The organism is Kumtagia sp., from assembly GCF_059502445.1.
This window is the reverse complement of record NZ_JCACER010000004.1, coordinates 16,532-40,716: the sequence shown is the minus strand read 5'-3', so window position 1 is coordinate 40,716 and position 24,185 is coordinate 16,532. Positions and strand designations below refer to the sequence as shown.

31 protein-coding genes are annotated in these 24,185 nt (G+C 66.3%); 10 read left to right on the top strand and 21 right to left on the bottom strand.

Annotated elements, in window-relative coordinates:
- Positions 1-44 precede the first annotated feature (44 nt).
- From AC5JDC_RS01055 to rph, 6 genes are read right to left on the bottom strand one after another with little or no spacing between them, the layout of a single operon-like run.
- Positions 45-482: an EamA family transporter gene (locus AC5JDC_RS01055; protein ID WP_495838323.1), complete on the bottom strand. Its 438-nt coding sequence runs from the start codon at positions 480-482 to the stop codon at positions 45-47.
- Positions 479-829 carry a low molecular weight protein tyrosine phosphatase family protein gene (locus tag AC5JDC_RS01050; RefSeq protein ID WP_495838321.1) on the bottom strand — a complete coding sequence of 117 codons (351 nt, stop codon included), beginning with the start codon at positions 827-829 and terminating at the stop codon, positions 479-481. The genes AC5JDC_RS01055 and AC5JDC_RS01050 overlap by 4 nt, the downstream gene beginning before the upstream one ends.
- A gap of 14 nt (positions 830-843) precedes the next feature.
- Positions 844-2,001: a radical SAM family heme chaperone HemW gene (gene hemW, locus AC5JDC_RS01045; RefSeq protein WP_495838319.1), complete on the bottom strand. Its 1,158-nt coding sequence runs from the start codon at positions 1,999-2,001 to the stop codon at positions 844-846.
- A gap of 5 nt (positions 2,002-2,006) precedes the next feature.
- Positions 2,007-2,654 (bottom strand): RdgB/HAM1 family non-canonical purine NTP pyrophosphatase, encoded by a 648-nt coding sequence (gene rdgB / locus AC5JDC_RS01040; RefSeq protein WP_106770814.1) that lies wholly within the window; start codon positions 2,652-2,654, stop codon positions 2,007-2,009.
- Positions 2,654-3,064: a VOC family protein gene (locus tag AC5JDC_RS01035; protein ID WP_495838316.1), complete on the bottom strand. Its 411-nt coding sequence runs from the start codon at positions 3,062-3,064 to the stop codon at positions 2,654-2,656. The genes rdgB and AC5JDC_RS01035 overlap by 1 nt, the downstream gene beginning before the upstream one ends.
- On the bottom strand, positions 3,061-3,777 hold the full coding sequence (rph, locus tag AC5JDC_RS01030) for a ribonuclease PH (RefSeq protein WP_495838314.1): 717 nt from the start codon (positions 3,775-3,777) through the stop codon (positions 3,061-3,063). Before rph ends, AC5JDC_RS01035 begins: the two co-directional genes overlap by 4 nt.
- Positions 3,778-4,106: 329 nt before the next feature.
- Here rph and gyrB point away from each other — a divergent pair, with 329 nt between their 5' ends.
- A complete protein-coding gene (gene gyrB / locus AC5JDC_RS01025; RefSeq protein WP_495838312.1) occupies positions 4,107-6,554 on the top strand; it encodes a DNA topoisomerase (ATP-hydrolyzing) subunit B in 2,448 nt (815 codons plus the stop codon).
- A 109-nt stretch (positions 6,555-6,663) separates the two neighbouring features.
- Here gyrB and cysK read toward each other — a convergent pair whose 3' ends face one another.
- The gene (gene cysK / locus AC5JDC_RS01020) at positions 6,664-7,644 is read right to left on the bottom strand and encodes a cysteine synthase A (protein ID WP_495838310.1); all 981 of its coding nucleotides are present in this window, start codon (positions 7,642-7,644) and stop codon (positions 6,664-6,666) included.
- On the opposite strand from cysK, the gene AC5JDC_RS01015 reads away from it, so the two are divergent.
- On the top strand, positions 7,622-8,209 hold the full coding sequence (locus tag AC5JDC_RS01015; RefSeq protein WP_495838308.1) for a DUF3303 domain-containing protein: 588 nt from the start codon (positions 7,622-7,624) through the stop codon (positions 8,207-8,209). The two genes, cysK and AC5JDC_RS01015, sit on opposite strands and share 23 nt — an antisense overlap.
- On the opposite strand, the gene AC5JDC_RS01010 is transcribed toward AC5JDC_RS01015, so the two are convergent.
- Positions 8,090-8,707, bottom strand: coding sequence for a LysE family translocator (locus AC5JDC_RS01010; RefSeq protein WP_106770819.1), 618 nt, complete (start codon positions 8,705-8,707; stop codon positions 8,090-8,092). The genes AC5JDC_RS01015 and AC5JDC_RS01010 overlap by 120 nt on opposite strands.
- 171 nt (positions 8,708-8,878) lie before the next feature.
- On the opposite strand from AC5JDC_RS01010, the gene AC5JDC_RS01005 reads away from it, so the two are divergent.
- Both AC5JDC_RS01005 and AC5JDC_RS01000 read left to right on the top strand, forming a co-directional pair.
- Positions 8,879-9,481, top strand: a complete 603-nt coding sequence (locus AC5JDC_RS01005) for a cytochrome b (protein ID WP_495838305.1) — start codon at positions 8,879-8,881, stop codon at positions 9,479-9,481.
- Positions 9,474-10,067 (top strand): YceI family protein, encoded by a 594-nt coding sequence (locus AC5JDC_RS01000; RefSeq protein ID WP_495838303.1) that lies wholly within the window; start codon positions 9,474-9,476, stop codon positions 10,065-10,067. Before AC5JDC_RS01005 ends, AC5JDC_RS01000 begins: the two co-directional genes overlap by 8 nt.
- A gap of 3 nt (positions 10,068-10,070) precedes the next feature.
- Here the strand turns inward: AC5JDC_RS01000 and AC5JDC_RS00995 are convergent, their stop codons facing one another.
- On the bottom strand, positions 10,071-10,256 hold the full coding sequence (locus AC5JDC_RS00995) for a hypothetical protein (protein ID WP_106770822.1): 186 nt from the start codon (positions 10,254-10,256) through the stop codon (positions 10,071-10,073).
- 90 nt (positions 10,257-10,346) lie between these two features.
- On the bottom strand, positions 10,347-11,717 hold the full coding sequence (locus AC5JDC_RS00990) for a cytochrome P450 (protein WP_495838510.1): 1,371 nt from the start codon (positions 11,715-11,717) through the stop codon (positions 10,347-10,349).
- Between the two features lie 116 nt (positions 11,718-11,833).
- Between AC5JDC_RS00990 and hrcA the strand changes: the two genes are divergently transcribed.
- The gene (gene hrcA / locus AC5JDC_RS00985) at positions 11,834-12,904 is read left to right on the top strand and encodes a heat-inducible transcriptional repressor HrcA (RefSeq protein WP_495838301.1); all 1,071 of its coding nucleotides are present in this window, start codon (positions 11,834-11,836) and stop codon (positions 12,902-12,904) included.
- A 74-nt stretch (positions 12,905-12,978) separates the two neighbouring features.
- Here the strand turns inward: hrcA and AC5JDC_RS00980 are convergent, their stop codons facing one another.
- Both AC5JDC_RS00980 and AC5JDC_RS00975 read right to left on the bottom strand, forming a co-directional pair.
- Complete coding sequence (locus tag AC5JDC_RS00980) at positions 12,979-13,422, bottom strand: thiol-disulfide oxidoreductase DCC family protein (RefSeq protein ID WP_495838298.1); 444 nt, start codon at positions 13,420-13,422, stop codon at positions 12,979-12,981.
- Positions 13,423-13,960: 538 nt separating this feature from the next.
- The gene (locus AC5JDC_RS00975) at positions 13,961-14,158 is read right to left on the bottom strand and encodes a hypothetical protein (RefSeq protein ID WP_106770978.1); all 198 of its coding nucleotides are present in this window, start codon (positions 14,156-14,158) and stop codon (positions 13,961-13,963) included.
- Positions 14,159-14,558: 400 nt separating this feature from the next.
- Between AC5JDC_RS00975 and AC5JDC_RS00970 the strand changes: the two genes are divergently transcribed.
- Positions 14,559-15,065, top strand: a complete 507-nt coding sequence (locus AC5JDC_RS00970; RefSeq protein WP_495838296.1) for a YciE/YciF ferroxidase family protein — start codon at positions 14,559-14,561, stop codon at positions 15,063-15,065.
- A gap of 48 nt (positions 15,066-15,113) precedes the next feature.
- On the opposite strand, the gene AC5JDC_RS00965 is transcribed toward AC5JDC_RS00970, so the two are convergent.
- Positions 15,114-15,794, bottom strand: coding sequence for an ArsR/SmtB family transcription factor (locus AC5JDC_RS00965; RefSeq protein WP_495838294.1), 681 nt, complete (start codon positions 15,792-15,794; stop codon positions 15,114-15,116).
- Positions 15,795-15,865: 71 nt separating this feature from the next.
- Between AC5JDC_RS00965 and AC5JDC_RS00960 the strand changes: the two genes are divergently transcribed.
- From AC5JDC_RS00960 to AC5JDC_RS00950, 3 genes are all read left to right on the top strand, one after another.
- Complete coding sequence (locus AC5JDC_RS00960) at positions 15,866-16,084, top strand: DUF1127 domain-containing protein (protein ID WP_165815974.1); 219 nt, start codon at positions 15,866-15,868, stop codon at positions 16,082-16,084.
- A 92-nt stretch (positions 16,085-16,176) separates the two neighbouring features.
- Positions 16,177-16,509 (top strand): NIPSNAP family protein, encoded by a 333-nt coding sequence (locus tag AC5JDC_RS00955; protein ID WP_495838291.1) that lies wholly within the window; start codon positions 16,177-16,179, stop codon positions 16,507-16,509.
- Positions 16,506-16,850 carry an antibiotic biosynthesis monooxygenase family protein gene (locus AC5JDC_RS00950; protein WP_495838289.1) on the top strand — a complete coding sequence of 115 codons (345 nt, stop codon included), beginning with the start codon at positions 16,506-16,508 and terminating at the stop codon, positions 16,848-16,850. The genes AC5JDC_RS00955 and AC5JDC_RS00950 overlap by 4 nt, the downstream gene beginning before the upstream one ends.
- Before the next feature lie 2 nt (positions 16,851-16,852).
- On the opposite strand, the gene mbfA is transcribed toward AC5JDC_RS00950, so the two are convergent.
- On the bottom strand, positions 16,853-17,836 hold the full coding sequence (gene mbfA / locus AC5JDC_RS00945; protein WP_495838287.1) for an iron exporter MbfA: 984 nt from the start codon (positions 17,834-17,836) through the stop codon (positions 16,853-16,855).
- Positions 17,837-17,981: 145 nt separating this feature from the next.
- On the opposite strand from mbfA, the gene AC5JDC_RS00940 reads away from it, so the two are divergent.
- Positions 17,982-18,296: a hypothetical protein gene (locus AC5JDC_RS00940; protein WP_495838285.1), complete on the top strand. Its 315-nt coding sequence runs from the start codon at positions 17,982-17,984 to the stop codon at positions 18,294-18,296.
- A gap of 22 nt (positions 18,297-18,318) precedes the next feature.
- Here the strand turns inward: AC5JDC_RS00940 and AC5JDC_RS00935 are convergent, their stop codons facing one another.
- The 7 genes from AC5JDC_RS00935 to AC5JDC_RS00905 form a co-directional block, all read right to left on the bottom strand.
- Positions 18,319-18,663, bottom strand: a complete 345-nt coding sequence (locus AC5JDC_RS00935; protein WP_495838283.1) for a cupin domain-containing protein — start codon at positions 18,661-18,663, stop codon at positions 18,319-18,321.
- Between the two features lie 32 nt (positions 18,664-18,695).
- Positions 18,696-19,460: a 2-dehydro-3-deoxy-D-gluconate 5-dehydrogenase KduD gene (kduD, locus tag AC5JDC_RS00930; protein ID WP_495838281.1), complete on the bottom strand. Its 765-nt coding sequence runs from the start codon at positions 19,458-19,460 to the stop codon at positions 18,696-18,698.
- Positions 19,457-20,305 (bottom strand): 5-dehydro-4-deoxy-D-glucuronate isomerase, encoded by an 849-nt coding sequence (gene kduI, locus AC5JDC_RS00925; protein ID WP_495838279.1) that lies wholly within the window; start codon positions 20,303-20,305, stop codon positions 19,457-19,459. The genes kduD and kduI overlap by 4 nt, the downstream gene beginning before the upstream one ends.
- Before the next feature lie 31 nt (positions 20,306-20,336).
- Positions 20,337-21,098 (bottom strand): FadR/GntR family transcriptional regulator, encoded by a 762-nt coding sequence (locus tag AC5JDC_RS00920; protein WP_495838277.1) that lies wholly within the window; start codon positions 21,096-21,098, stop codon positions 20,337-20,339.
- Between the two features lie 9 nt (positions 21,099-21,107).
- Positions 21,108-22,388: a TRAP transporter large permease gene (locus tag AC5JDC_RS00915; protein ID WP_495838275.1), complete on the bottom strand. Its 1,281-nt coding sequence runs from the start codon at positions 22,386-22,388 to the stop codon at positions 21,108-21,110.
- Positions 22,389-22,392: 4 nt separating this feature from the next.
- Positions 22,393-22,968 (bottom strand): TRAP transporter small permease, encoded by a 576-nt coding sequence (locus AC5JDC_RS00910; protein ID WP_495838273.1) that lies wholly within the window; start codon positions 22,966-22,968, stop codon positions 22,393-22,395.
- Between the two features lie 226 nt (positions 22,969-23,194).
- Positions 23,195-24,172, bottom strand: a complete 978-nt coding sequence (locus tag AC5JDC_RS00905; RefSeq protein WP_495838271.1) for a TRAP transporter substrate-binding protein — start codon at positions 24,170-24,172, stop codon at positions 23,195-23,197.
- Positions 24,173-24,185: the final 13 nt, after the last annotated feature.

Here is a 24,185-nt window from a genome sequence, read left to right as displayed (position 1 = left end):
GTTTCGACGGACTGATCGGGCGGATCGAAAACGCCGCCCGTCGCTCAGGCGCGGTAGGCCAAAAGAACCGCGCCGCCAGCGATCAGAAGAACGCCAAGCCAGTTGGCAAGGGTGAGGCGCTCACCGAGAAAGGCCGCCGCGAAGACCGCGACAAGAACGACGCTTAGCTTGTCGAGCGGCGCGACCCTGGCGGCGTCGCCGAGCTTCAGGGCGCGGAAATAGCAGAGCCACGACGCGCCTGTCGCCAGTCCGGAAAGCACCAGGAACAGCCAGGTGCGCCCACCGACCGTCGCCGGCGGCTGCCACTGCCCGGTGGCCGCCACGATCCCCGCCACCAGCAGCAGGATGACGATGGTGCGCACCAGCGTCGCATAGTCGGGATTGACGCCGCTCACGCCGACCTTGGCGAAGATGGCGGTGAGCGCTGCGAACACGGCCGAGAGGACCGCCCAGAACTGCCAGGTGGTCGCGAGAGAGTTCATCTGCTGTCGACCTCCTTCATATCCACACCGAGGTGAGGCAGGACGCGCGCTTCGATCAAGCGGATCAATTCCGGGTCCATGAGTTCGTATTCGTCGGGAATGTTCAGGCAGATCACGCGCGCCGACTTCAAACTTGCCTTGAACCTCTTTTGGAGCTTGTTGCGATGCGACCGCTCCATGACGAATAGGATATCGGCCCACGAGACAAGCTCATGCGTCAATGGATTGTCCGCGTCGTTGTTGGTGCCCGCCGATGCGACCTCGATATCCCGCCGGGTCGAAAACATCTGCTCCGCGGTCGGGCTTCGCAGGCGGTTCTGGCTGCAAACGAACAGTACGTTCCTCATGACCGCCCAGCCACCTACCGCGCCAGATCGGCCACCACGGCGTTGAGCACCACCATGCCGGCGGGCGTGACGCGCAGGCGCGAATTGCCGATCGGCGCCACCAATCCCTCGCCCTGCAGGACCGCCAGGCGTTCGCGTGACAGCTCCTGCCCGGAGAGGTGTTCGTAGCGGTCGAGTTCGATCCCCTCGGCCAGCCGCAGACCCATCAGCAAAAACTCGTCGGCTTCCTCGGATCGGCTCAATATCTCGCCGTCGACAATGCCGTGCCCCTTCGCCTCGACCAGGTTCAGCCAGGTTTCCGGAGTCTTTTCGGTGACGGTGACGACGCGGCGGCCTTCCTCGACGAAACGGCCATGCGCGCCGGGCCCGATGCCGACATATTCGCCGTAGCGCCAGTAGACGAGGTTGTGCCGGCTCTCGGCACCGGGCCGCGCGTGGTTGGAGATCTCGTAGGCCGGCAGGCCGCGCGCCGCAGTCACCGCCTGCGTGAGGTCGTAGAGGTCGGCGGCATGATCGCCGTCCGGAATGGCGATCTTGCCTGCCGCATGCAGCGCATGGAAGCGCGTGCCTTCCTCGATGGTGAGCTGGTAGAGAGAGAGGTGGTCGGCCGCATAGCCGATCGCCTGTTCGAGCTCCGCCTCCCAGGCGGCGAGCGTCTGTCCCGGCCGGGCATAGATCAGGTCGAAGGAGAGCCTCGGAAAGATGTCGCGGGCCAGTCCGATCGCCTTCAGCGCCTCCTCGACATCATGCAGCCGGCCGAGGAAGCGCAGGTCGGCGTCGTTCAGCGCCTGGACGCCGAGCGACACGCGGTTGACGCCGGCGGCGCGGTAACCGCGGAAGCGTTCCGCCTCGACCGAGGAGGGATTGGCCTCGAGCGTGATCTCGATGCCGTCCGGCACGCTCCAGTGCCTTGCCACCGCCTCCAGCACGGCGCCAACCGTTTCCGGCCGCATCAGCGACGGCGTGCCACCGCCGAGGAAGATGCTGGTGACGGTGCGCGAACCGGTGCGGGCGCGCATCGCCGCCATCTCGCGCTCGAACGCCGCGGCAAACCGCGGCTGGTCGACCGACTGGTGGCGGACATGGCTGTTGAAGTCGCAATAAGGGCATTTGGCCGCGCAGAAGGGCCAATGGACGTAGACGCCGAAACCGGGCTCTCCAGCGAGCGGCATACCGGTCAGGCCGATCCCAGCATGGCACGGGCGAACTTCTGGAAGGCGCGCGCCCGGTGCGACAGGGCCTCCGCCTGTCCCGGCTTCCAGCCGTGCTTTTGTTCAGCGCTCATCTCGCCGAAAGTGAGATCATGGCCGTCCGGCATGAACACCGGGTCGTAGCCGAACCCCTTGTCGCCGCGCGGTGGCCAGACGAGATGGCCTGCCGCCTCGCCGCGGAAATATTCGGCGTGGCCATCCGGCCAGGCGATGCAGATCACCGCAACGAAGCGGCCGGTGCGCTGCGCCGGCTCGACCGCGCCGACCTCCTGCATGGCGACCTCGGCGCGCTGCATGGCGATGCCGAAGTCGCGGCCTCCCTCCGGCGTCTCGGCCCAGTTGGCGGTATAGACCCCCGGCTGGCCGCCGAGCGCGTCGATGCACAGACCGGAATCGTCCGACAGTGCCGGCAGGCCGGTCGCCTTGGCCGCCGCGAAGGCTTTTATGTAGGCGTTTTCCTCGAAGGTGGTGCCGGTCTCGTCCGGCTCGGGCAGGCCGTACTCCTTGGCCGATTTCGCCTCGATGCCGAAAGGTCCCATCAGGTCGGCGAACTCGCGCAGCTTGCCACCGTTGTGGCTGGCGACCACGAGCTTTCTTTCCGTGAGCTGGCGCATCACAGCCCCCATATCTTCGGTTCGGCGAATTCCAGCGAATTGCCGGACGGATCGCGAAAATAGATCGATCGGCCGCCGCTCGGCCATTCGAACTCGGTCTCGACCACGACGCCGCGGCCTTCGAGATGCCGCTTCCAGCGGTCGATCTCGTCGCCGGCCGCTGCAAAGCAGAGATGGCCCTCTCCGACGGTGCCATGCGGCGGCACGGGCAGCTTGGCGTCCGGCGCGGGCGGCACCTTCGTCGCCTCGGCGACGAACAGAAGCAGCACGCCGGTACCGCAGCGGAAGAACACATGCCTGTCCTCGACCTTGGCGATCACCGGCAGGCCGAGCACGCCGCCATAGAAGGCCTCCGCCGCCTCGAGGTCGGTGACGTAGAGCGCCGATTCGAGGATTGCTGAGGGGGTCATGAGACCGCCATCTGCTGCAGGCTCACCAGCCGGGAAATGCCCTTGCGGGCGAGCGCCATCAGCGCAGAAAACTCCTCCTCGCTGAAGGGAACGCCTTCGGCGGTGCCCTGGATCTCAACGATGCCGCCCTTGCCGGTCATGACGAAATTGGCGTCGGTGCCGGCGGAGGAATCCTCGAGATAGTCGAGGTCGAGCACCGGCTGGCCCTCGTAAATGCCGCAGGAGATGGCGGCGACGTGGTCCCTGAGCACCTTGGAGACGGTGGTCATCTGGCGCGCCTCCATCCAGCGGAGGCAGTCGTAGAGCGCCACCCAGCCGCCGGTGATGGAGGCGGTGCGCGTGCCGCCGTCGGCCTGCAGCACGTCGCAGTCGACGGTGATCTGCATCTCGCCCAGCGCCTGCAGGTCGACGACGGCGCGCAGGCTGCGGCCGATCAGCCGCTGGATCTCCAGCGTGCGGCCGCCCTGCTTGCCGGTCGAGGCCTCGCGGCGGGTGCGGTCGCCTGTGGCGCGCGGCAGCATCCCGTATTCGGCCGTCACCCAGCCGCGGCCGCTGTTGCGCATCCAGCCGGGTACCTTCTCCTCGAGGCTCGCCGTGCACAAGACATGAGTGTCGCCGAACTTGACTAGGCACGAGCCCTCGGCATGCTTGGAGACGTTGCGCTCGAAGGAGATCGGACGCATTTCGTCGAACTGTCGCTTGGACGGGCGCATCGGGACTCCTGGAACTCACGGATTCGTTCGCGGCTTGTACCGCCGCCTGCGCCGCCGCGCAAAGCATTTCCCCGGATATCCCGCCGCCGGCCGGCCAGGCGCTATGACCGCGCCACAGTGGCATGGGCAGATGCCCGCTCCGCATGGTCGCCCCGACGGGATGGCCAAAACTCGACAACGCGCGAAAATGACGGTACTCCGGCGCCGGTTTTCCACCTGACGGCGGATTTGGAAAAAGGGCCACGAACGCCTATATCTAACTCATCTCTGCGGCACGCGAATCGGGTGATTGTCCGCGCCTTCCGACGACATAGACACGAAAGCTCTTCATGAACGACGAGACCGAGAACGGCAACGGCGGCGCCGCCGAGTACGGGGCGGATTCCATCAAGGTCCTGAAGGGCCTGGACGCCGTGCGCAAGCGGCCGGGCATGTATATCGGCGATACCGACGACGGCTCGGGCCTGCACCACATGGTCTACGAGGTGGTGGACAACGCGATCGACGAGGCGCTGGCCGGCCACGCCACGCTCGTGACTGTCACGCTCAATCCCGACGGCTCCTGCACCGTCACCGACAACGGCCGTGGCATCCCGACCGACCTGCATCCCTCGGAAGGCGTCTCGGCGGCCGAGGTGATCATGACGCAGCTTCATGCCGGCGGGAAGTTCGACCAGAATTCCTACAAGGTGTCGGGCGGCCTGCATGGCGTCGGCGTCTCGGTGGTCAACGCGCTGTCGGTGTGGCTCAAGCTCAAGATCCGCCGCAAGGGCGAGATCCACGAGATGAGCTTCACCCACGGTGTGCCCGACGCGCCGCTGGCGGTCACTGGCGGGGCCGGCGCCGAGACCGGCACGGAAGTGACCTTCCTGCCCTCGACCGGAACCTTCTCCATGGTCGAGTTCGACTACGGCACGCTGGAGCACCGGCTGCGCGAGCTCGCCTTCCTGAACTCCGGCGTACGCATCGTGCTGACCGACCGCCGCCACGCCGACGTCAAGCAGATCGAGCTGCGCTACGAAGGCGGCCTCGAAGAGTTCGTCAAATATCTCGACCGCGCCAAGAAGCCGCTGATCGCCTCGCCGATCGCCATCCGCGCCGAGCGCGACGGCATCGCCGTCGAGGTCGCCATGTGGTGGAACGACAGCTACCACGAGAACGTGCTGGCCTTCACCAACAACATTCCGCAGCGCGACGGCGGCACCCATCTCGCGGGCTTCCGCGGCGCGCTGACCAGGCAGGTGACCGGCTACGCCGAAGGTTCCGGTATCGCCAAGAAGGAGAAGGTCTCGCTCACCGGCGACGACTGCCGTGAGGGTCTGACCGCGGTGCTCTCGGTGAAGGTGCCCGACCCGAAATTCTCCTCGCAGACCAAGGACAAGCTGGTTTCGTCCGAAGTCCGCCCGGTGGTCGAGAGCCTGGTAAACGAGGCGCTCGGCACGTGGCTGGAGGAGCATCCTTCCGAAGCGAAGGTGCTGGTCGGAAAAGTGGTCGAGGCGGCCGCCGCGCGCGAGGCGGCGCGCAAGGCGCGCGAGCTGACGCGCCGCAAGGGCGTCCTCGACATCACCTCGCTTCCCGGCAAGCTCGCCGACTGCCAGGAGCGCGACCCGGCCAAGTCGGAAATCTTCATCGTCGAGGGCGACTCGGCCGGCGGCTCGGCCAAGAGCGGCCGCTCGCGCCAGAACCAGGCGATCCTGCCGCTGCGCGGAAAAATCCTCAACGTCGAGCGGGCGCGTTTCGACCGCATGCTGTCCTCCGACATGATCGGCACGCTGATCACCGCGCTCGGCACCTCGATCGGCAAGGACGAGTTCAACGCCGACAAGCTGCGCTACCACAAGATCATCATCATGACGGACGCCGACGTCGACGGCGCCCATATCCGCACGCTGCTGCTCACCTTCTTCTTCCGGCAGATGCCGGAGCTGATCGAGCGCGGCCACCTCTACATAGCGCAGCCGCCGCTCTACAAGGTGACGCGCGGCAAGAGCTCGCAATACCTCAAGGACGAGAGCGCCTATGAGGAATTTCTGGTCCAGTCAGGCATCGAAGAGGCCTCGCTGACGCTGTCGTCCGGTGAGGTCCGTACCGGCGGCGACCTGCGCGCCGTCATCGACGACGCGCTTGCCGTACGCGGTCTGATCAACGGCCTGCACACGCGCTACAGCCGCCCGGTGGTCGAGCAGGCGGCGATCGCCGGTGCGCTGAAGCCCGAGATATTCGACGACCTCGGCCGTGCCGCTGCCGTGGCGGACGCCGTGGCGGCTCGTCTCGACGCCGTCGCCGAGGATATCGAGCGCGGCTGGACGGGCCGCATCTCCACCGCCAATGACGGCTCCGGCGGCTATGTGTTCGAGCGCATGCTGCGCGGAGTGAAGGACGCGGTGACGCTCGACATGGCGCTGATCAACTCGGCCGACGCGCGGGCGCTCGACCGCCATGCCGGCCGTCTCGGCGAGGTCTATGCCGCCCCGCCGGTACTGCGCCGCAAGGAGACGTCGGAGACGATTTCCGGGCCGCTGTCGCTGCTCGACGCCGTGTTCAGCTCCGGCCGCAAGGGCCTCACAATGCAGCGCTACAAAGGTCTCGGCGAAATGAATGCCGAGCAGTTGTGGGAGACCACGCTCGACCCAAACGTGCGGTCGCTGCTCCGGGTTCAGGTCCCCGACGCCACCGACGCCGACTCGCTGTTCTCGCGCCTGATGGGCGACGAAGTCGAGCCGCGCCGCGAATTCATCCAGGACAACGCGCTTTCGGTGGCGAATCTGGACGTCTGACGTCCTTCCGCGATGCCAACCGTGAGAAGCTCGGCAGCGTCGGGGCTTCTGGGCGTTTCTGAAGCGACCGCCGTCGCCTGCTCTCTTGGTGTCCCCGTCAGGGGCGGGTTTATCCCGCCAGCCCTTCGAACAGGATCGTCGACAGATAGCGCTCGGCGAAGGAGGGGATGATCACGACGATATTCTTGCCGGCATTCTCCGGACGCGAGCCGACCACGACCGCCGCTTGCAGGGCCGCTCCTGAAGAGATGCCGACCGGCACGCCTTCCAGTTTTGCAACCAGCCGCGCATTGGCGACCGCATCGTCGTTGGAGACTGTGACGATCTCGTCATAGATCGACGTGTCGAGGATTTTCGGCGCGAAGCCGGCGCCGATGCCCTGAATCTTGTGCGGCCCCGGCTGGCCGCCCGAAAGCACCGGCGAGGCCTCGGGCTCGACCGCCACCACATGCAGCGACGGTTTGCGCTGCTTGATAACCTGGCCGACGCCGGTGATGGTGCCGCCGGTGCCGATGCCGGAAATAAGGATGTCGACGCCGCCCTGCGTGTCGTTCCAGATCTCCTCGGCCGTCGTCGTGCGGTGGATCTCCGGATTGGCCGGGTTCTCGAACTGCTGCGGGATGACTGCGTCGGGCAGCGTGGCGGCCAGCTCGTCGGCCTTGGCGATGGCGCCCTTCATGCCCTTGGGGCCTTCGGTCAGCACCAGCTCGGCGCCGAGCAGCGCCAGCATCTTGCGGCGCTCCAGCGACATCGTCTCCGGCATGGTGAGGATCAGCTTGTAGCCCTTGGCGGCGGCTGCGAAGGCGAGGGCGATGCCGGTATTACCCGAGGTCGGCTCGATCAGCGTGGTCCTGCCGGGGGTGATGCGGCCTTCTGCCTCCAGCGCCTCGATCATGGCTACGCCGATGCGATCCTTGACGCTGGCGATGGGGTTGAAGAACTCCAGCTTGGCGAGAATATTGGCGCCGACGCCCTTCTCCCTGGCGAATTTGTCGAGGCGGACCAGCGGAGTGTCGCCGATCGTCTCGGTGATGGAGTTGAAGATGCGCCCGCGGCCGGGGACATGCGTGGAGGTGGTCGGCTGGCTCATCATCGAGGTCCTGATTGCTTTTGGCAGGGAAGATAGCCGAGATTGGACCGTGTGCCGAGACCCGCGACCGGAACAAAACGGCTGCGGCAACCGGCTTCGGCGCAAAGCTCTTCGGCGGCAGGGACGAAAGCGAGAACGAATGCTCTTCATGGTTATCGAGCGCTTCGACAACAACGACATGGTTCCGGTCTACGAGCGCTTTCGCGAGAGCGAGCGCGGCCTTCCCGACGGCCTGGAGTTCGTCGACAGTTGGGTCGAAGCCAATTTCGCGCGTTGCTTCCAGCTCATGCGATGCGACGATCCGAAGCTGTTTCAGCAGTGGATTCTGCACTGGCGCGGAACGGGCGTGACCATGGAGATCGTGCCGGTTGTCTCCAGCGCCGACACCAGGTCGGTGGTCACGTCCTTCATCGAAGCCGGGCGGCCTCGGGTTGACCGGGCCGGCCTACTGCCGCGCCGCGATCGCCAGCGCCGCGCCCGCCATGAAGCCGGCGGCGGTGCGGTTCAGCGCTTTCAGCGCCCGCGGCGTGCGCAGGAGCCAGCGCGCCTGCGCGGCGAGCGCTAGATAAGGCACCAGCACCACTAGCAGCACGACGACGGTCAGCGCTGCCAGGATGCCATAGTCGGCTATCGTGATCGTCTTCAGGTCGAGCAGGGTGGGCGTGATGGCGAGATAGAAGACCATGGTCTTCGGATTGCCGAGGGTGACCGCCAGCCCGGCCAGGAAAGCGCCGACCGCGCCGCCTTCGCCCTTGCGCGCCTCCACCTTCTCTGCCGTGATGCCGCTCGTCCAGAAGGTCCAGGCCAGCCAGGCGAGGTAGGCGATGCCGAGCCATTTGATGACCAGGAACACCGCACCGAAGGTCTGGGCCACGAGGGCGAGGCCGAGGACGACGGCTGTCAGGTAGACCAGGTCGCCGACGACCAGGCCGAGCGACATGATCAGCGACGAGCGGAAGCCCGAGCCGAGTGCGCGGGCGACCAGTGCTGTGATGCCCGGCCCCGGGATGGCGGCCGCGAGCGCCAGCGCGCCGCTATAGGCGATGAAACCGGCAAGGGTCATGATGCTACTCCCAAACTCGCTTTCGCGGTGAGCCGCGGCTTATGCCACGGCCGGGCCACCGGCGGAAAGAGGGCAGGAGCGTCCGGTCTGCGGGCCAGGTTACCTCGACCGCCGGAAGAACCAGGTCGGCGGAACCGTTAGCATCAACGAAGTCAGCCGCCCCTCGGACATATGCGCCACGACAGGAAAGAAACGTTCGGGACCATTGCCGTGCTGCTGCACTGGACGATCGCACTGCTGTTCCTCGGCCAGTTCGCGCTTGGGCTGTCTATGACCAGGGTGAAGGGCATGGCGCTCCAGTTCGAGCTTATCCAGTGGCACAAGTCCTTCGGTTTTCTCATCCTCGGGCTGGCGGTGCTGCGCTTGGGCTGGCGTCTGGGAGCCGGCAGGCCACGGCCGTCGCCGGCCCTGTCGCCGGTCGAAAGAGCGTCGGCGGCGATCGTGCAGGCTCTGTTGCTTGCCGCCACGATCGCCGTGCCGCTCGCGGGCTGGGCATTGGCCTCCACGTCGACGCTGGGCGTCCCCACGCTTGCCTTCAAGCTGGTGCTGATCCCGCACCTGCCGCTCGTGCCGTCCGAGCAGGCCGAGGCGTTCTGGCGGCAGATGCACGGCTTTCTCGCCTGGGCGACCATTCTGCTCGCGGCGGCGCATGCAGGCGCCGCGCTCAGACACCACCTTCTGCTGCGCGACGACGTGCTTGCGCGAATGCTGCCGATCCTTTCGCCGCGCAGGCTGGCCGCTCGGCAAACCACGACGGAGAGCGATGATGCGTGACCTGTTTCGAGTTCGTCCCGCGGCCGCCATCTGGCCCGTCCTGGCCTCGCTGGCGGCCTGGGCCCCTCCGGCCTCCGCCGACGCCCTTACCGAGGCAGCCGGCCGCTATCGCATCGACAAGACCTCGTCGATCCGCTTCAGCGTCGACCAGGCGGGCGGCGGCGGCATCAGGGGCAGCTTCGGCGCTTATAGCGGCGCCTTTCGCATCGATGGGCAGGACATAGCGAAGTCGAGCGTGACGATCACGCTCTATCCCAAAAGCGTGCATGCCAATGAGGCGCGCATGGAGAACTTTCTGCGCTCGGACGCCGTCTTCGACGTGGCGAACCATCCGGAAATCACCTTCCGCTCGACCGCGGTGAAGCGCATCGGCGAGGATGCGGCGCGGATCGACGGCGTGCTGACGGCGAGGGGGAAAGCGCGCAAGGCTCAGTTCGACGCGACGCTGCGCCGGTTGAGTGGCGGCTCGATCTCCTTCCACGTCACCGGGTCGATCTACCGCTCGCCCTACGGCATGGATGTCGGCACGCCGATCTATTCCAACGTCGTGCAGTTCGACATGGTGCTCAACGGCACGCGGCGGTAGGCCTCAATATCCCGCCTCGTCCAGCCGCCGCTCCAGATCCACCAGATCCTGCGGCAGCGGCATGCCGAGCGCGCGGTACTCGGTGAGCTTTTCGCGCACCTGCTCGTGCACCTCGTAGGCGTCCTCGGGCTGGTTCACCATCTGCTGCATCAGCAGCGCGATCTGGGCCTTGAGCTGTTCGAGAGCCATTGCGCCGTCCCCTGGAGAGCTCATCGACGATAGCACAGCTGCGCCGCGTTGGCGCATCCAAATCGATGCCGATGCGCCTGCGGTCGCGCCTCAGCGCCGCGTCACCCGCATCGGTAGCCCGCCCTGCGGCTGTGTCGTCAGCTTCTGCACCGGCCAGGGCTTCGTCTCGGCGACGCTGTCGAAGCGGAAGCGCGACAGAAGCACCGCGAGCGCGATCACCGCCTCCTGCATGGCGAAGGCCGCGCCGATGCAGATGCGCGGACCGGCGCCGAAAGGCAGGTACTGGAAGCGGTCGATCTTTTCGCGGTTGTCCGGATGGAAGCGCGAGGGCAGGAAGGCGTTGGGGTCGTCCCACAGCTTGCGGTGGCGGTGCACAACCCAGGGCATGACCAGCACCTGCGCGCGCGCCGGGATCTTCAGCGTCTTGTAGGTTTCGGGCTCGATCGGCTCGCGGTTGATCGACGGCGCCGGCGGATAGAGCCGCATCGTCTCCTCGAAGGCCGCCCGCGTCAGTGGCATACGCTCAAGCCATTTCGTCGGGTCGGGCTCGCTCTCCAGCACCGCGTCGATCTCGGCCTCGATCGGCGCCCGCTCCCACGGCGCCTCGGCAAGACAGTAGATCGTCCAGCCGAGTGCCCTCGCCGTCGTCTCGTGGCCGGCGCCGATGAAGGTGATGATGTTGTCCTCGACCTCCTGGCGGGTCAGGCCGTCCTTGCCTTCGGCGCGCAGGAGCAGCGTCAAAAAATCCTCGGGCACGTCGTTCGGGTTCTTCTGCATGCGCTCGATGCGCATTGCCACCGTGTCGGTGACGATCTTGCGGAAATAGGCCATAACGCGGCGGCCGCGGATATGGGTGAAGCGCGGCAGCCAATCCGGCGCGCGCAGGATGTCGAGCGGGTCGACCCGCCCCATCGTCTCGAACAGATGCTCGATGTGGTTGCCGAAACTGCCGGGCTCGCCGGCGATCTCGTCGGAGAACAGCGTCTCGGCCATGATGTCGAAGGTGAGCATCGTCATGTCCTGGGAGACGTCGACGGTGCCGTCCTCCTGCTCGTAGCGCTCGGCGAAGGCCAGCGTACGCCGCAGCATCGGTTGCGCGAAACCGAAGATATGGCGCGGCGTGAACACCGGCGCCATCGCCTTGCGCGAGCGCTTCCACACCTGGCCTTCCGCCGTCAGCAGGCCGTCGCGCAGGATCGGCCGCAGCACCTTCTGGCGTACGGTGGCGAGCTTGTAGTTCTTCGCGTTGTCAACCAGCACGTGGCGGATCAGGCCGGGGTCATTGGCGATCACCAGAGGGCCGCCGACGCCGTTCACGACGATCCACGGCTCGTTGTAGGAGGGCTCGCCCCACAGCTCCAGCGGGTTGCGGTAGATGATGCGGATCATCTCCAGCATGGAAGGCGGCCGCGTGCGCGGCGTCGGCGCGGGCGGTCGGAACGGTGTGGGCGCGGTGTCCATGACAGCCGGAAGGTAGTGCCGCCGGGCCCTTGCGTCCATGCGGTGGATCGCCCTTCACTTGGAATTGTGTTCGCGGGCGTGCCGACTATATGCTCTGTCATGGAGTAGCCGACGCCATGAACAAGCCTGTTGCCGATCCGACGCTGCAATCGCTCGACGCGCGCTCGCGCGACATTTTCCGGCGCATCGTCGATTCCTATCTGCTCGACGGCGAGCCGCTCGGCTCGCGCAGCCTGTCACGCATGCTGCCGGCGACGCTGTCGCCCGCCACCGTGCGCAACGTCATGAGCGACCTCGAACAGCTCGGCCTGATCTATGCGCCGCATATTTCGGCTGGCCGGCTGCCGACCCAGAAGGGACTGCGCTTCTTCGTCGACGCGTTCCTCGAGCTTGGCGACCTCACCGAGGACGAGCGGCGGTCGATCGATTCGCAGATCAAGGCGTCGGGCGAAGGGATGTCGATCGAGCAGATGCTGACCGATGCAAGCCAGATGCTGTCCGGCGTTTCGCGCGGCGCCGGCCTGGTGCTGACGGCCAAGCACGAGACGCCGCTGAAGCATATCGAGTTCATTCAGCTCGAGCCGGAGCGGGCCCTGGCCATCATGGTGTCGCAGAACGGCGACGTCGAGAACCGCGTTGTTGACCTGCCCCTCGGCGTCACGATCTCGCAGCTCCAGGAGGCGACCAACTTCCTCAATGCCCATATCCGCGGGCGCACGCTGGGCGAGGCGCGCGCCGATATCGAGCGCATCAAGCAGGAGACGCGGGCCGCGCTCGACACGCTGTCGCAGCAGCTGGTGGAGAAGGGGCTTGCCGTCTGGGCGGGCGCCGAGAGCGGCCTGCCGGCGCGTCTCATCGTGCGCGGCCGCGCCAACCTGCTCGAAAGCGTGACCGCGCAGGCCGACCTCGACCTGCTCAAGCACCTGTTCGACGACCTCGAGACGCAGGACGGCATGATCCAGCTGCTCGACCTTGCCGAGGCTGGATCGGGCGTGCGCATCTTCATCGGCTCGGAGAACAAGCTGTTCTCGCTGTCCGGCTCGTCGCTGGTGGTGGCGCCCTACCGCGACAAGGACGCGCGCGTCGTCGGTGCGCTCGGCGTCATCGGCCCGACGCGGCTCAACTATGCGCGCATCGTGCCGATGGTCGACTACACCGCGCAGCTCATCTCGCGCATGCTGCGGTAGGCTTCAGTTCGGCCGGCTTCGTTCGAGTGCCTCGATCCGCCCCGCAGAAATCAGGGCGAGACAGCGCCCCGATCTCAACCGATCAGTCGGCTTCGCAGCCCGGGCGAGGGGACGTCGCAGCTCTCCTTTCGGCCGAACAGGGCGTAGCGGTTCGCCGCGATCCGCGCATAGAGCCAGTCGCGTGAGCGGCGCGGCAGCAGGTTCAGCGCGGTGGCCGCCTTCCACGGCCAGCCGAGCTCGCGCATGACGGCGACGAGGCTGTCCATGCGCAAGTAGCCGACGCCGCCGATCAGCACGAGATTGGTCTCATAGACGTCCGTCGGCAGGCCGAAGTGCCGGAACAGGCTTTCGCCGAGCGGCGATTGTGCCGTGGCGAACCGGAAGCGCTGCGGCCGATCCAACCGCGCCACCAGGCGGGCGAAGCCTGAACAGAGCACGCAGGCGCCGTCGAAGACGATCAGTGGCCGACCGCCGAGTTCCGCCGGCAGGATGTTCGCCAGTTTTTCGTCTTCGGGCATTTCGGCCCCCTGCTTCGTCATCAACGTAGTGGTGGCCGCGCCTTGCGCAAGCGGCGTCGGCGTCGCAGCCTTGCGGGGATTCGCATTGATCGCAGGCAGGCGATCATCTCTCAGGTTCGGGAGGAACGAATGGCGAAGGCCGACTTCAAGTCCGTGGACGACTATCCGCAAAGACCGTGCTGGCGCGCGTACGGGCAGCCATTTGCAAGGCCTTGCCGGCGGCCGAGGAGGTGATCTCGTATCAGATCCCAGTCTACAAGGTGGAAGGCCCGGAGCGTGATCTACTTCTCGGGCTGGAAGAAGCACTATTCGCTCTATCCGGCGGAAGCGCTGGTCGCGGCTTTCAGGAACGAACTAACGCCGTATGAGGTGGAGAAGGGGACGATGCGCTTTCCGCTGGCGGAGCCGGTCCCCGAGGCGCTGATCGGGAGGATCGCCACATTTCGGGCGAAAGAAACGGGGCGAGGCCGAAAGGGCCAAGGCCGCCGCGCCGAAGATAGCGAGGAGGCCGGTGGCCGGCAGCTAGCTTCGCCAGTCGTCAGCCGATCGAGCCCTGCCGGCGCATTCCGGCCGAGCGCTCACGAAACGAAGCGGGCGAGTGCAACGTCTCGACGCCGCGGCGTCGGGCACAAGCGGGGCCCGGGCCGCGCATGTAGTGCCGCTCCGGCCGATAGGTCGGCGCGATGAATTCGCGAACCGCGAAGGCGCACGTCGTCAGGCGTGTCCAGATAGCCATTTTCGTCGATCCCTGTCCCTCGGATGTCCCGTCCGATTGATCCGGCATGTTAGCCGGCGATCGTGAATCCTCCGTGAATGACATGTTAACGTCCGCCCGAAAATCAGTTGCTTCATGGTCGAAATGCGGTTTTGGCGAGGTATTTTGTTGCCGAATGCCCGCTTTTGCCCTGATGTGACTTTCACACCACATCGGTTTCGCAACGATGACGCCGATCCCTGCTTTGGTTTCGGGTCCCGTTACGGAAGCCCCGCCGCCGGCGGGAAGAAATCCGGCGGGCACGGAACCGCCATGCCCGCCGGGCGTTGGCAAGGCAGCCGGGCGACCGGCTAGGCCAGGTGCAGCGAGGGCACCTCCCTGACCGCCTCAGCAGCAATCAGAACAGGAAAGGGACAGAGCCATGGGCTTTTTCTCGAAAGACATCGCTTCGCTCGACGACCTCTTCGTGCATACCCTGCGCGACATCTACTACGCCGAGAAGGAAATCGAGAAAGCGTTGCCTAAGATGATCGACAAGGCGACTAATCCGCGATTGAAGGCCGGCTTCGAGCAGCATCTCGCCGAGACGAGGGGGCAGATCGCCCGCGTCGAGGAGGTGTTCGAGATGCACGGTGTCAAGGCCAAGGAAGTGAACTGCCCGGCGATCGACGGTATCCTGGAGGAGGCCGACGAGGTGGCAGCCGACGTTGCCGACAAGAAAGTGCTCGACGCCGCCCTGATCGCCGCCGCGCAGGCTGTCGAGCATTACGAGATCACCCGCTACGGCACGCTGATCGCCTGGGCGAAGGAACTCGGCCGTTCCGACTGCGCCTCGGTATTGACGAAGAACCTCAAGGAAGAGGAAGCCACGGACAAGAAGCTCACGCAGATGGCTGAGAGCGGCGTGAACCTGCAGGCCGCCGAATAGGTCTGCCGAACAAGCTTCGCGGGCCGGCGCCGGGAGGCGCCGGCCTTTTTACGCCAGAAACGTTCTCTCGAAAGCCCGGCGTCCCGGCGGCGTGAAGCGGATGGCACGGCTCTGAGCGTCCCGCCGCGCCCATTTCTGCTCGAGAATGCGGTCGAGGATGGCGGCGCCGAGCGAACCGGCAAGGTGAGAACGCCGCACGCTCCAGTCGAGGCAGGCCCGGCAGACCGGCCGGCGCTTGCCGGGCAGGGTGGAGAGGTCGATCCCCGCGGCCGCAAAGAAGGACGGGCCCGCCTTGCCCATGACGACGCCATCCTTTCCCTGATCGAGAATGCCGCGCGCGAAAAAGCCGTCCAGCATGGCGACGGCGTGCTCTCCCGCCAGATGATCGTAGCAGACGCGCGCCTCGCGCATCGAGGCGTCGCGCGGACCGGGGCGGGCGCGTTTCGGCCCGGCCGCCTCGGCAACGCCCATGATGGCTTCCAGCATGGCGGCCACCTGCGGGCTGGCGAGGCGGAAATAGTGGTGGCGGCCCTGGCTCGACTGCGAGAGCAACCCGCCTTCGCCGAGTTTCGCCAGATGCGAGCTCGCCGTCGGCAGGCCGACGCCGGCCTCCAGCGCCAGCTCGCTGGCCGTCAGGGCGCCGCCGTCCATAAGCGCGCTCAGCATGTTGGCCCGTGCCGGATCGCCGACCAGGCTGGCAATTCTGGCTATGTCAGGCCCTTCACGCATGGTTCGACCCTAGTCGAAGCATCTTCGTCAGGCAATCGCTAGTCTGAAGGCATCCCAGACTGGAGACGACGATGCCGACACATCCTGCCACTTCCTTTGCCAACCCCGCGGCCGGCCCCTTCCGCGGCCCGATCTGCTCGGCCGTCGCGATGCTTGCTGCTTGGTACGACCGCTATTGTCAGCGCCGCGACCTCGCCGAGCTTGACGACCGCCTGCTCGCCGACATCGGCATGAGCCGCAAGCAGGCGCTGACCGAAAGCGCGGTTCCCTTCTGGCGCACCAAGCGCTGAGCGGAACGGCAGGCTAACATGTTGGCCTGCCGAACAGTTCGATGCCGGTCGAAGTGCCGGCACAGCAGTTTTCCCAAAAAAGGAGGGCTTCCATGGCCATAACCTGTTTCATCCGCTACGAGATCGACCCGTTCCGGAAGGAGGCGTTCGAGCAGTATGCCCGCAACTGGGGGCAGGCGATCCCGCGCTGCGGCGCTGATCTCATCGGCTACTTCACGCCGCATGAGGGTTCGGCCACGACCGCCTACGGTGTCTACACTATCGAAAGCCTCGCCGCCTATGAGGCCTATCGCGCCCGACTGGCGGCCGATCCGTTGGGCCGGGAGAACTATGAGTTCACCCGCCGGGAGCGCTTCATCCTGCGTGAGGACCGCATCTTCCTGAAGCTCGCTTCGGCGCCGCACGGCAAAAGGCTGGAGCCATGATCGCGGTCATCTTCGAAGTCGAGCCGAGCGCCGGCCGTCGCGACGCTTATCTCGACCTTGCCGCCGATCTCAAGCCGGCTCTGCAGGGGATCGACGGGTTCATCTCGGTCGAGCGTTTCGAGAGCCTTGCCACGCCGGGAAAGCTGCTGTCGCTTTCCTTCTGGCGCGACGAGGACGCGGTGAAGGCCTGGCGCAACACGGACCGCCATCGCCTCGCGCAGGCTGCCGGGCGCGGCGGCGTCTTTGCGGACTACCGGCTGCGCATTGCCCATGTGCTGCGCGACTACGGCCTCGACGACCGTGCCGAGGCGCCGGCCGACAGCCGGCAGGCTCATGGATAGTTCTAGGCATTGCCGATCAGCACGCCGGCGCCGAACACCAGCGCGCCGCCCAGCACCACCTGGAAGGCGGCGCGCAGGAGCGGCGTCTCCATGAAACGGTTCTGGATGAAGGCGATCGCCCACAGTTCGACGAAGACGACGGCCGCGGCGATCGCGGTGGCCGTCCAGAAATGCGGGATCAGATAGGGCAGGGCGTGGCCCAGTCCACCGACCGCCGTCATGATGCCCGAAGACAGCCCACGCGCCAGGGGCGGGCCACGCCCGGACAGCTTTCCGTCGTCGTGGGCGGCCTCGGTGAAGCCCATGGAGATGCCGGCGCCGACCGACGCCGACAGCCCGACGAGGAACGTCTGCCACGTGTCGCCGGTGGCGAAGGCGGCGGCGAAGATCGGCGCCAGCGTCGACACGGAGCCGTCCATGAGGCCGGCGAGGCCCGGTTGCACATAGGTCAGGATGAATTTCCGACGCTCATCGTCCTGTTCCTGCGCGCGCACGTCCTCCGGCAGGTGGGCGGCGCCAAGACGGCGGGCGAGCGATTCGTGGCTCTTTTCCGCCGCCGCCAGATCGCCAAGCAGCTTTCTTGTGCCGGCGTCGGCGCTGCGCTTGGCCGCCTCCGCGTAGAAGCGCTGCGCCGCCTGCTCCATCGCCTCGGCCTGGACGCGAACCTTCTCCAGCCCCAGCGGCCGCACCAGCCAGTCCGGCGTGCGATGATAATAGCCGCTGACATGCTCGCGCCGGATCAGCGGGATGCGCTCGCCGAAGCGGGCGCGGTGCAGTTCGATCAGCGCCGCGCGATGGCGCTCCTCCTCGTCAGCCATCTCGTCGAACACGGCGGCCGAATGCGGATAGTCGTCGCGCAGCCCGTCGGCATAAGCGCGGTAGATGCGGCCGTCATCCTCCTCCGACGAGATGGCTAGCGCCAGCACCTCCTGCTCGCTCAAGGAATCGAAGGAGCGGCGGCCGAAGCCGAAGACACGGGAAAACATGAGATACTTCCATAAGTTTAGAATGATTCTAAACTAGGAGGCCAGGCAAGCATGGTCAAGGACTGCACGTCACGGAGCAGCGCCCCTTCCTATAGGCAAACCATCACCTATATTGACGAAGCTTTGCCTAACGAAAGGAAACCCGATGCCGGACAGGAAGCCGCTCGACACCAAACCCGTGCTCGATCTGATCGCCTCGATCGAGGCGGATCTGCAGCGCCTGAAGGCGATGCTGGAAGTGCCGCCCGAAGTCTTCGACCCGGCCAATCCGCACAACAAGGCGGCGGATGGCAAGCTGACGCCCGAGGGCGTCGAATGCTGCTACCGGATGTTCGACGAAGGCCAGAGCCGCTATTCGGTGGCGCGCGCCATGAAGATCTCCTTCGCCGCCGCCACCCACCGCTTCAATGCCTGGCGCAAGGCGGGCGGGGCCAGGCGCAAGATGGCGCTGATGGGGTGAAGGGTTGGACGGAGCGACGAGATCAGCTCTTGCCCAAAAAATCCGCCCGATGCGGTGTGAAGGAATCGACCAGCCGCCCGGCTTCCAGCGCCTTCACGCCGTGCGTCACATTGGACGGCGCGATAAAGCTGTCGCCGGCCGACAGCACCGCGGTGTGGTCGCCGACCGTCACCTCGAAGCGCCCCGCGGCGACATAGCTCGCCTGTACATGCGGGTGCGAATGCAGCACGCCGACGCCGCCCTTGTCGAAGGCGAACTCGACCAGCATCAACTCGTCGGTATGCAGCAATACGCGGCGGCGGTTGCCGTCGGGCGTGGCAGTCCAGTCGCCTTGCGTACCGTATGCGAACAGTTCTTGTCCGGTCATCGACAGTCTCCCTGGGTTCGGCCGGCCAAGCGCTAGCGCGCCAGCCAGCCGCCATCCACCGGCACCACGGCGCCGTGCATGTATTTCGACGCCGGCGCCAGCAGGAACACGGCGGCGTCGCCGATATCGGCCGCCTCGCCCCACCGCCCGGCCGGGATGCGGCCGAGGATGGCGGCGCTGCGGTCGGGGTCGTTGCGCAAGGCTTCCGTGTTGTTGGTGACGATGTAGCCGGGTGCGACGCTGTTGACGTTTATGCCCTTGCCTGCCCATTCGCACGCGAGCAGCTTCGTCAGCCCGGCGACGCCGTGCTTGGAGGCCGTGTAGGAGGCGACGCGGATGCCTCCCTGGAAGGAGAGCAAGGAGGCAATGTTGACGATGCGGCCCTGCCGCCCGGCGCCGAGCACTTGCCTGCCAAAAGCCTGGCAGAGCAGGAAAGTGGTCTTCAGGTTGATATCCATCACCTCGTCCCAGTCGGCGAGACTGAGCTCGACCGCGTCGGCGCGGCGGATGATGCCTGCATTGTTGACCAGCCCGTCGAGCGGCCCGCTTTTCTGCCAGACCCGGTCGAGCATCTCCTGCACGCCGGCGGTGTCGGCGAGATCGTATCGGACAGCGTCGAAGTGCCCACCGGCCTCCGCCACCAGCGCCGCCGTCTCCTCCATCGACGAGCGGCCGACGCCGATCACCGCGCCGCCGGCTCGCGCCCCCGAGACGCAGATGCCCTGGCCGATACCGGTGTTGGCGCCGGTCACCATGATCCGCTTGCCGGCAAGGCTGAAGGCGGAAGAATCCGTCACCGCATCGTTTCCAGCGACACCGGATCGACGTCGGTATAATCGACGTTGTCGCCGGCCATGGCCCAGATGAAGGTGTAGTTCGAGGTGCCGCAGCCGGAATGGATCGACCAGACCGGCGACAGCACGGCCTCCTCATTGGCCATCACGACATGCCGTGTCTCGGCCGGCTCGCCCATGAAGTGGAAGACCCGCGCCGTCTCGGCGAGGCCGAAATAGAGATAAGCCTCCATGCGCCGGTCGTGCACATGCGCCGGCATGGTGTTCCAGACCGAACCCTCCGCGAGCTGGGTCATGCCGACCACGAGCTGGCAGGTCTTAGCGCCCTCGGCATGGATGAACTGGAAGATCGACCGCTCGTTGGCGCTTGCCTTGCTGCCGAGGTCGAGGCGCTTTGCGTCGCCGATGCGGATCAGCCGGGTAGGGTGGGCCTGATGCGCCGGCGCGCTGAGCAGGTAGAATTTCGCCGGCCGCTGCGGGTCGTCCGAGGCGAAGGACACCGAGCTGCCCATACCGGCATAGAGCATGTCGCGTGTCTCCAGCCGGTGCCGGGTCCCGTCGACCTCGGCTGTGCCGACGCCTCCGATGTTGACGGCGATCAGCTCGCGGCGCTCCAGGAAACTTTTTGTCCCGGTCGGCTTGATGGCTTCCAGGAGAAGCGGCGTGCCGGCCGGCATGGCGCCGCCGACGACCATGCGGTCATAGTGGGTGTAGGTAAGATTGATGCGGCCCGGCTCGAACAGCCCGCCGACATGGAAGTTGGATCGCAATTCCTCCGTGCCCATGCGGCTTGCCGCGGCCGGGTCGATCGCATGGCGGATGCTGGTGCGGATGTGGCTTTCGGTCATCGTCTGTCCCCGAGGAAATCCTGCCGCGGCGTCACGGCGTGGTCCGGCCCGAGCCGTAGTCGGCCTGCTGGTCGTGAAGCCGGCGGCGGTAGCGCTGCTGGCTGGCGGAAAGGTGGGTGCGCATGGCGGCCCGCGCCGCATCCGGATCGCCGTCCGAGATCGCCTTGAGAATTGCCAGGTGCTCCTGCTGCAGCCCTTCCTGGTAGTCGCGCGTCAGCGTCGAATCGGTGCCCCAGGGCGAACTGACGTCGCAGGGGATGGCGCGCGTGCCGAGCGCTTCCAGCACGTCGACATAGAAGGGGTTGTTGGTGGCCGCCGCGATCGCCCGGTGGAAGGCGAAGTCGGTCCTGCCGGTGGCCTCGCCCAGCTCCAGCAACCGGTCGAACTCGAAGAACGCCTCCTGGATCTCGGCGAGTTGGGCATTGTTCCTGCGGATCGAGGCGAGCGCCGCGCTCTCGATCTCGATGCCGAGCCGCACTTCCAGCACGTTCAGCGCGTGCGAGATCTTGTTGCCGATGTCGAGGCTGAAGGGGCCGGGCGATGGCGCCGGCCGCTCGCGCACGAACACGCCGGCACCCTGGCGCGGTTCGACCAGCCCGTCGGCGGCCAGCGTGGCGATCGCCTCGCGGATCACCGTGCGGCTGACGCCGAAGGCTTCCGTCAGCTGCGTCTCGGTCGGCAGCTTGTGGCCGACCGGGATCTCGCCCGCCAGCACCTGGGTGCGCAGCGCCGAGACCACGCGCTCCGACAGCTTCGGCTTCCGCTCGATCCGCATCTCGGGCGACAGGTCCATCGCCATCCCCTACTTGAACACGCCGGGAAGCCACAGCGAGATCGCCGGCACGTAGGTGACCAGTCCCAGCACCACCAGCCCGGCCAAGTAGAACGGCCAGATCGAGCGCATCGCCTCCCACACCGATATCTTTCCCACCGCGCAGGCGACGAACTGGACGGCTCCCACCGGCGGTGTATTCAGCCCGATGCCGAAATTAAGGATCATGATGACGCCGAAATGCACGGGGTCGACACCGTAGGCCATCGCCACCGGCAGGAAGATCGGCGTGCAGATGATGATGGTCGGCCCCATGTCCATGAAGGTGCCGAGGAACAGCATCAGCACGTTGATCAGCAGCAGGATGACGAGCGGGTTCTCCGACACCGCGTTCATCGAGGCGATCAGGGCCGCCGGCACCCTCAGGAAGGCCATCAGCCAGGAGAAGGCGGCGGCCATGCCGATGATCAGGAGCACCATGGCGGTAGTGCGCACCGCGCAATGGGTGGCATGGACGAAATCGCTCCAGCTCATGCTGCGGTAGACGAAGAGGGTGACCAGCAGCGCATAGAGCACGGCGATGCAGGAGCTTTCGGTGGCGGTGAAGACGCCGGAGCGCACGCCGCCGAAGATGATCGCGATCAACAGCAGGCCGGGCGTGGCGATCAGGAGAAAGCGGCCGACGGCCGCAAATCCCGGAAACGCCTCGACCGGATAGCCGCGGCAGCGCGCCACGAAATAGGCGGTGATCATCAGCGCCGCCGCATAAAGCAAGCCGGGCAGGATGCCGGCGGTGAACAGGTCGGCGATCGAGATCTTACCGCCCGCCGAGATCGAATAGATGATCATGTTGTGGGAGGGCGGCAGCAGCAGCGCGATCAGCGCCGCCATCGAGGTCACGTTGACGGCATAGTCGGCGCCGTAGCCGCGCTGCTTCATCTGCGGGATCATCAGCCCGCCGACCGCCGCCGCCTCTGCCACGGCCGAGCCGGAGATGCCGCCGAACAGCGTGGCCGTGACGATGTTGACCTGGCCCAGCCCGCCGCGGATGTGGCCGACCAGCGAGGCGGCGAAGGCGACGATTTTCTGGGCGATGCCGCCGCGCACCATCAGGTCGCCGGCATAGATGAAGAAGGGGATGGCGAGCAGCGAGAACACGCTCATGCCGGAGTTCAGCCGCTGGAACACCACCAGTGGCGGCAGGCCCAGGTAGAGCACGGTGGCGAAGCTGGCGACGCCGAGGCAGAAGGCGATCGGCGTGCCGATCAGCATCAGCAGCGTGAAGGTGCCGAACAGGATCAGCATTTCCATGGTGTCAGGCCTTCACATTGGCTGTGTCGAGTTCGGCCGCCACTTCCGCCGGCGGCAGCTCGTCGAGGACGTCGTCGATCGGCTCGCCGGCGAGCCTGAGCACGATGCGCTCCAGCGCGAACAGGCAGATCAGCACCCCGCCGGCGACCAGTGGCACGTAGTCCCAGCCGCCGGAAATGCGCAGCGACGGCAGCACCGTGTTCCAGGTGAGGCCGACCAGTTCCGACCCGTACCAGACCATGCCGGCCCCGAAGGCGAAGGCGACCACGTCGGAGATCATCCTCAGCCACTTCTTGCCGCCCTTCGCCAGCGCGTAGAGCAGCACGTCGAAGCCGAGATGATAATTTTCGCGCACGCCGACGGCAGCGCCCAGGAAGATGAACCAGCTCATCAGCATGACGGCGCCGGGCTCGGTCCAGCTCGGCGAGTCGTTGAGCACGTAGCGGCAGAACACCTGCCAGGCGACCATCGCCGTCATCGCGACCAGGCCGATGCCGGCCAGCCAGAGCGACAGGGTGCTCAAGGCGGCGAGGACGCGACCGAGACGGGCCAAGGGGGATGTGGCTTCGGACGATGTCATTGCAGTCTCTCGATGCGGCCGGGCGATCGGTCTTCCGCGGCTCTGTTTACCTGACAGCGGCCGGGTTCACGGATGCATTCAACGCGGTCCGATGGACCTTCCGCCCTGCCGGCAGACGTCACCAGCGGTATGGCACGGCCAGTTCGCACCTCGAACTCCATCGCACTTGACCGTTCCATAACCGGTCGAACCGGGCGGGCAGGAGACCTGCCCGCCCAACGTCCGCTCACTGCACCGCCTGAACGTCGGCGACCATCTTCTTCAGCACATCGTCGGTGACGTGCTTCTCGTAGACGGGCTTCATGGCGTCGATGAAGCCCTGCTTGTCCGGCGTGGTGATCTGCGCGCCGGCAGCCTCGACCTTCTTGCGCGATTCCGCATCCTTGGCGGCCCACAGCTCGCGCTGCTTGGCGACGCTGTCCGTGGCGGCCTGCTTGAAGATCGCCTGGTCCTCAGGCGTCAGCTTGTCGAAGGCCGCCTTGTTCATGACGAACACCTCCGGAAGGATGGTGTGCTGGTCGAGCGAATAGTGCTTCGCCACCTCGAAATGCTTGGCGGTGTCGTAGCTCGGAAAATTGTTCTCCGCGCCGTCGATGACGCCGGTCTCGATCGACGAGTAGACCTCGCCATAGGGCATCGGCGTGGCGTTGGCGCCGAGTGCGGCGACCATGTCGACGAAGATGTCCGACTGGATGACGCGGAACTTCAGGCCGGCCATGTCGGCGACCGAGTTGATCGGCTTGGTCTTGTTGTAGAAGGACCGCGAGCCGGCGTCGTAGAAGGCCAGCGCCACCAGCCCGGCACCCTCGAACGCCGTCTTGATCTGGTCGCCGACCGCACCGTCCATCACCTTGTGCATGTGCTCCTCGGAGCGGAAGATGTAGGGCAGCGCCGGCACGATCGATTCCTTTACCGTGCCGTTGAACGGCGCCATCGACACGCGGTTCAGCTCGATCACGCCCGAGCGAACCTGCTCGATCGTGTCCTTCTCCTCGCCGAGTTGGGCGGAATGGTAGACCTCGACGGCGTAGCGGCCGCCGGTGCGCTCCTTCACCAGCTCGCCGAAATACTCGACGGCCTCGACGGTGGGGTAACCGTCCGGATGCGTGTCCGACGATTTCAGCACAGTTTGTGCGCCGGCCGATCCGGCCATCAAGGATGCGGCAAGCGTCGCTGCCGCCGCAAGTTTCGAGAAATGCAGCATTGTTCTCCTCCCG

What these genes read in the sequence shown, in the direction of transcription:
- AC5JDC_RS01055 (WP_495838323.1), bottom strand. Translation starts at nt 482, where the DNA reads ATGAACTCTCTCGCGACCACCTGGCAGTTCTGGGCGGTCCTCTCGGCC.
- AC5JDC_RS01050 (WP_495838321.1), bottom strand. Translation starts at nt 829, where the DNA reads ATGAGGAACGTACTGTTCGTTTGCAGCCAGAACCGCCTGCGAAGCCCG.
- hemW (WP_495838319.1), bottom strand. Translation starts at nt 2,001, where the DNA reads ATGCCGCTCGCTGGAGAGCCCGGTTTCGGCGTCTACGTCCATTGGCCC.
- rdgB (WP_106770814.1), bottom strand. Translation starts at nt 2,654, where the DNA reads ATGCGCCAGCTCACGGAAAGAAAGCTCGTGGTCGCCAGCCACAACGGT.
- AC5JDC_RS01035 (WP_495838316.1), bottom strand. Translation starts at nt 3,064, where the DNA reads ATGACCCCCTCAGCAATCCTCGAATCGGCGCTCTACGTCACCGACCTC.
- rph (WP_495838314.1), bottom strand. Translation starts at nt 3,777, where the DNA reads ATGCGCCCGTCCAAGCGACAGTTCGACGAAATGCGTCCGATCTCCTTC.
- gyrB (WP_495838312.1), top strand. Translation starts at nt 4,107, where the DNA reads ATGAACGACGAGACCGAGAACGGCAACGGCGGCGCCGCCGAGTACGGG.
- cysK (WP_495838310.1), bottom strand. Translation starts at nt 7,644, where the DNA reads ATGAGCCAGCCGACCACCTCCACGCATGTCCCCGGCCGCGGGCGCATC.
- AC5JDC_RS01010 (WP_106770819.1), bottom strand. Translation starts at nt 8,707, where the DNA reads ATGACCCTTGCCGGTTTCATCGCCTATAGCGGCGCGCTGGCGCTCGCG.
- AC5JDC_RS01005 (WP_495838305.1), top strand. Translation starts at nt 8,879, where the DNA reads ATGCGCCACGACAGGAAAGAAACGTTCGGGACCATTGCCGTGCTGCTG.
- AC5JDC_RS01000 (WP_495838303.1), top strand. Translation starts at nt 9,474, where the DNA reads ATGCGTGACCTGTTTCGAGTTCGTCCCGCGGCCGCCATCTGGCCCGTC.
- AC5JDC_RS00995 (WP_106770822.1), bottom strand. Translation starts at nt 10,256, where the DNA reads ATGGCTCTCGAACAGCTCAAGGCCCAGATCGCGCTGCTGATGCAGCAG.
- AC5JDC_RS00990 (WP_495838510.1), bottom strand. Translation starts at nt 11,717, where the DNA reads ATGGACACCGCGCCCACACCGTTCCGACCGCCCGCGCCGACGCCGCGC.
- hrcA (WP_495838301.1), top strand. Translation starts at nt 11,834, where the DNA reads ATGAACAAGCCTGTTGCCGATCCGACGCTGCAATCGCTCGACGCGCGC.
- AC5JDC_RS00980 (WP_495838298.1), bottom strand. Translation starts at nt 13,422, where the DNA reads ATGCCCGAAGACGAAAAACTGGCGAACATCCTGCCGGCGGAACTCGGC.
- AC5JDC_RS00975 (WP_106770978.1), bottom strand. Translation starts at nt 14,158, where the DNA reads ATGGCTATCTGGACACGCCTGACGACGTGCGCCTTCGCGGTTCGCGAA.
- AC5JDC_RS00970 (WP_495838296.1), top strand. Translation starts at nt 14,559, where the DNA reads ATGGGCTTTTTCTCGAAAGACATCGCTTCGCTCGACGACCTCTTCGTG.
- AC5JDC_RS00965 (WP_495838294.1), bottom strand. Translation starts at nt 15,794, where the DNA reads ATGCGTGAAGGGCCTGACATAGCCAGAATTGCCAGCCTGGTCGGCGAT.
- AC5JDC_RS00960 (WP_165815974.1), top strand. Translation starts at nt 15,866, where the DNA reads ATGCCGACACATCCTGCCACTTCCTTTGCCAACCCCGCGGCCGGCCCC.
- AC5JDC_RS00955 (WP_495838291.1), top strand. Translation starts at nt 16,177, where the DNA reads ATGGCCATAACCTGTTTCATCCGCTACGAGATCGACCCGTTCCGGAAG.
- AC5JDC_RS00950 (WP_495838289.1), top strand. Translation starts at nt 16,506, where the DNA reads ATGATCGCGGTCATCTTCGAAGTCGAGCCGAGCGCCGGCCGTCGCGAC.
- mbfA (WP_495838287.1), bottom strand. Translation starts at nt 17,836, where the DNA reads ATGTTTTCCCGTGTCTTCGGCTTCGGCCGCCGCTCCTTCGATTCCTTG.
- AC5JDC_RS00940 (WP_495838285.1), top strand. Translation starts at nt 17,982, where the DNA reads ATGCCGGACAGGAAGCCGCTCGACACCAAACCCGTGCTCGATCTGATC.
- AC5JDC_RS00935 (WP_495838283.1), bottom strand. Translation starts at nt 18,663, where the DNA reads ATGACCGGACAAGAACTGTTCGCATACGGTACGCAAGGCGACTGGACT.
- kduI (WP_495838279.1), bottom strand. Translation starts at nt 20,305, where the DNA reads ATGACCGAAAGCCACATCCGCACCAGCATCCGCCATGCGATCGACCCG.
- AC5JDC_RS00920 (WP_495838277.1), bottom strand. Translation starts at nt 21,098, where the DNA reads ATGGACCTGTCGCCCGAGATGCGGATCGAGCGGAAGCCGAAGCTGTCG.
- AC5JDC_RS00915 (WP_495838275.1), bottom strand. Translation starts at nt 22,388, where the DNA reads ATGGAAATGCTGATCCTGTTCGGCACCTTCACGCTGCTGATGCTGATC.
- AC5JDC_RS00910 (WP_495838273.1), bottom strand. Translation starts at nt 22,968, where the DNA reads ATGACATCGTCCGAAGCCACATCCCCCTTGGCCCGTCTCGGTCGCGTC.
- AC5JDC_RS00905 (WP_495838271.1), bottom strand. Translation starts at nt 24,172, where the DNA reads ATGCTGCATTTCTCGAAACTTGCGGCGGCAGCGACGCTTGCCGCATCC.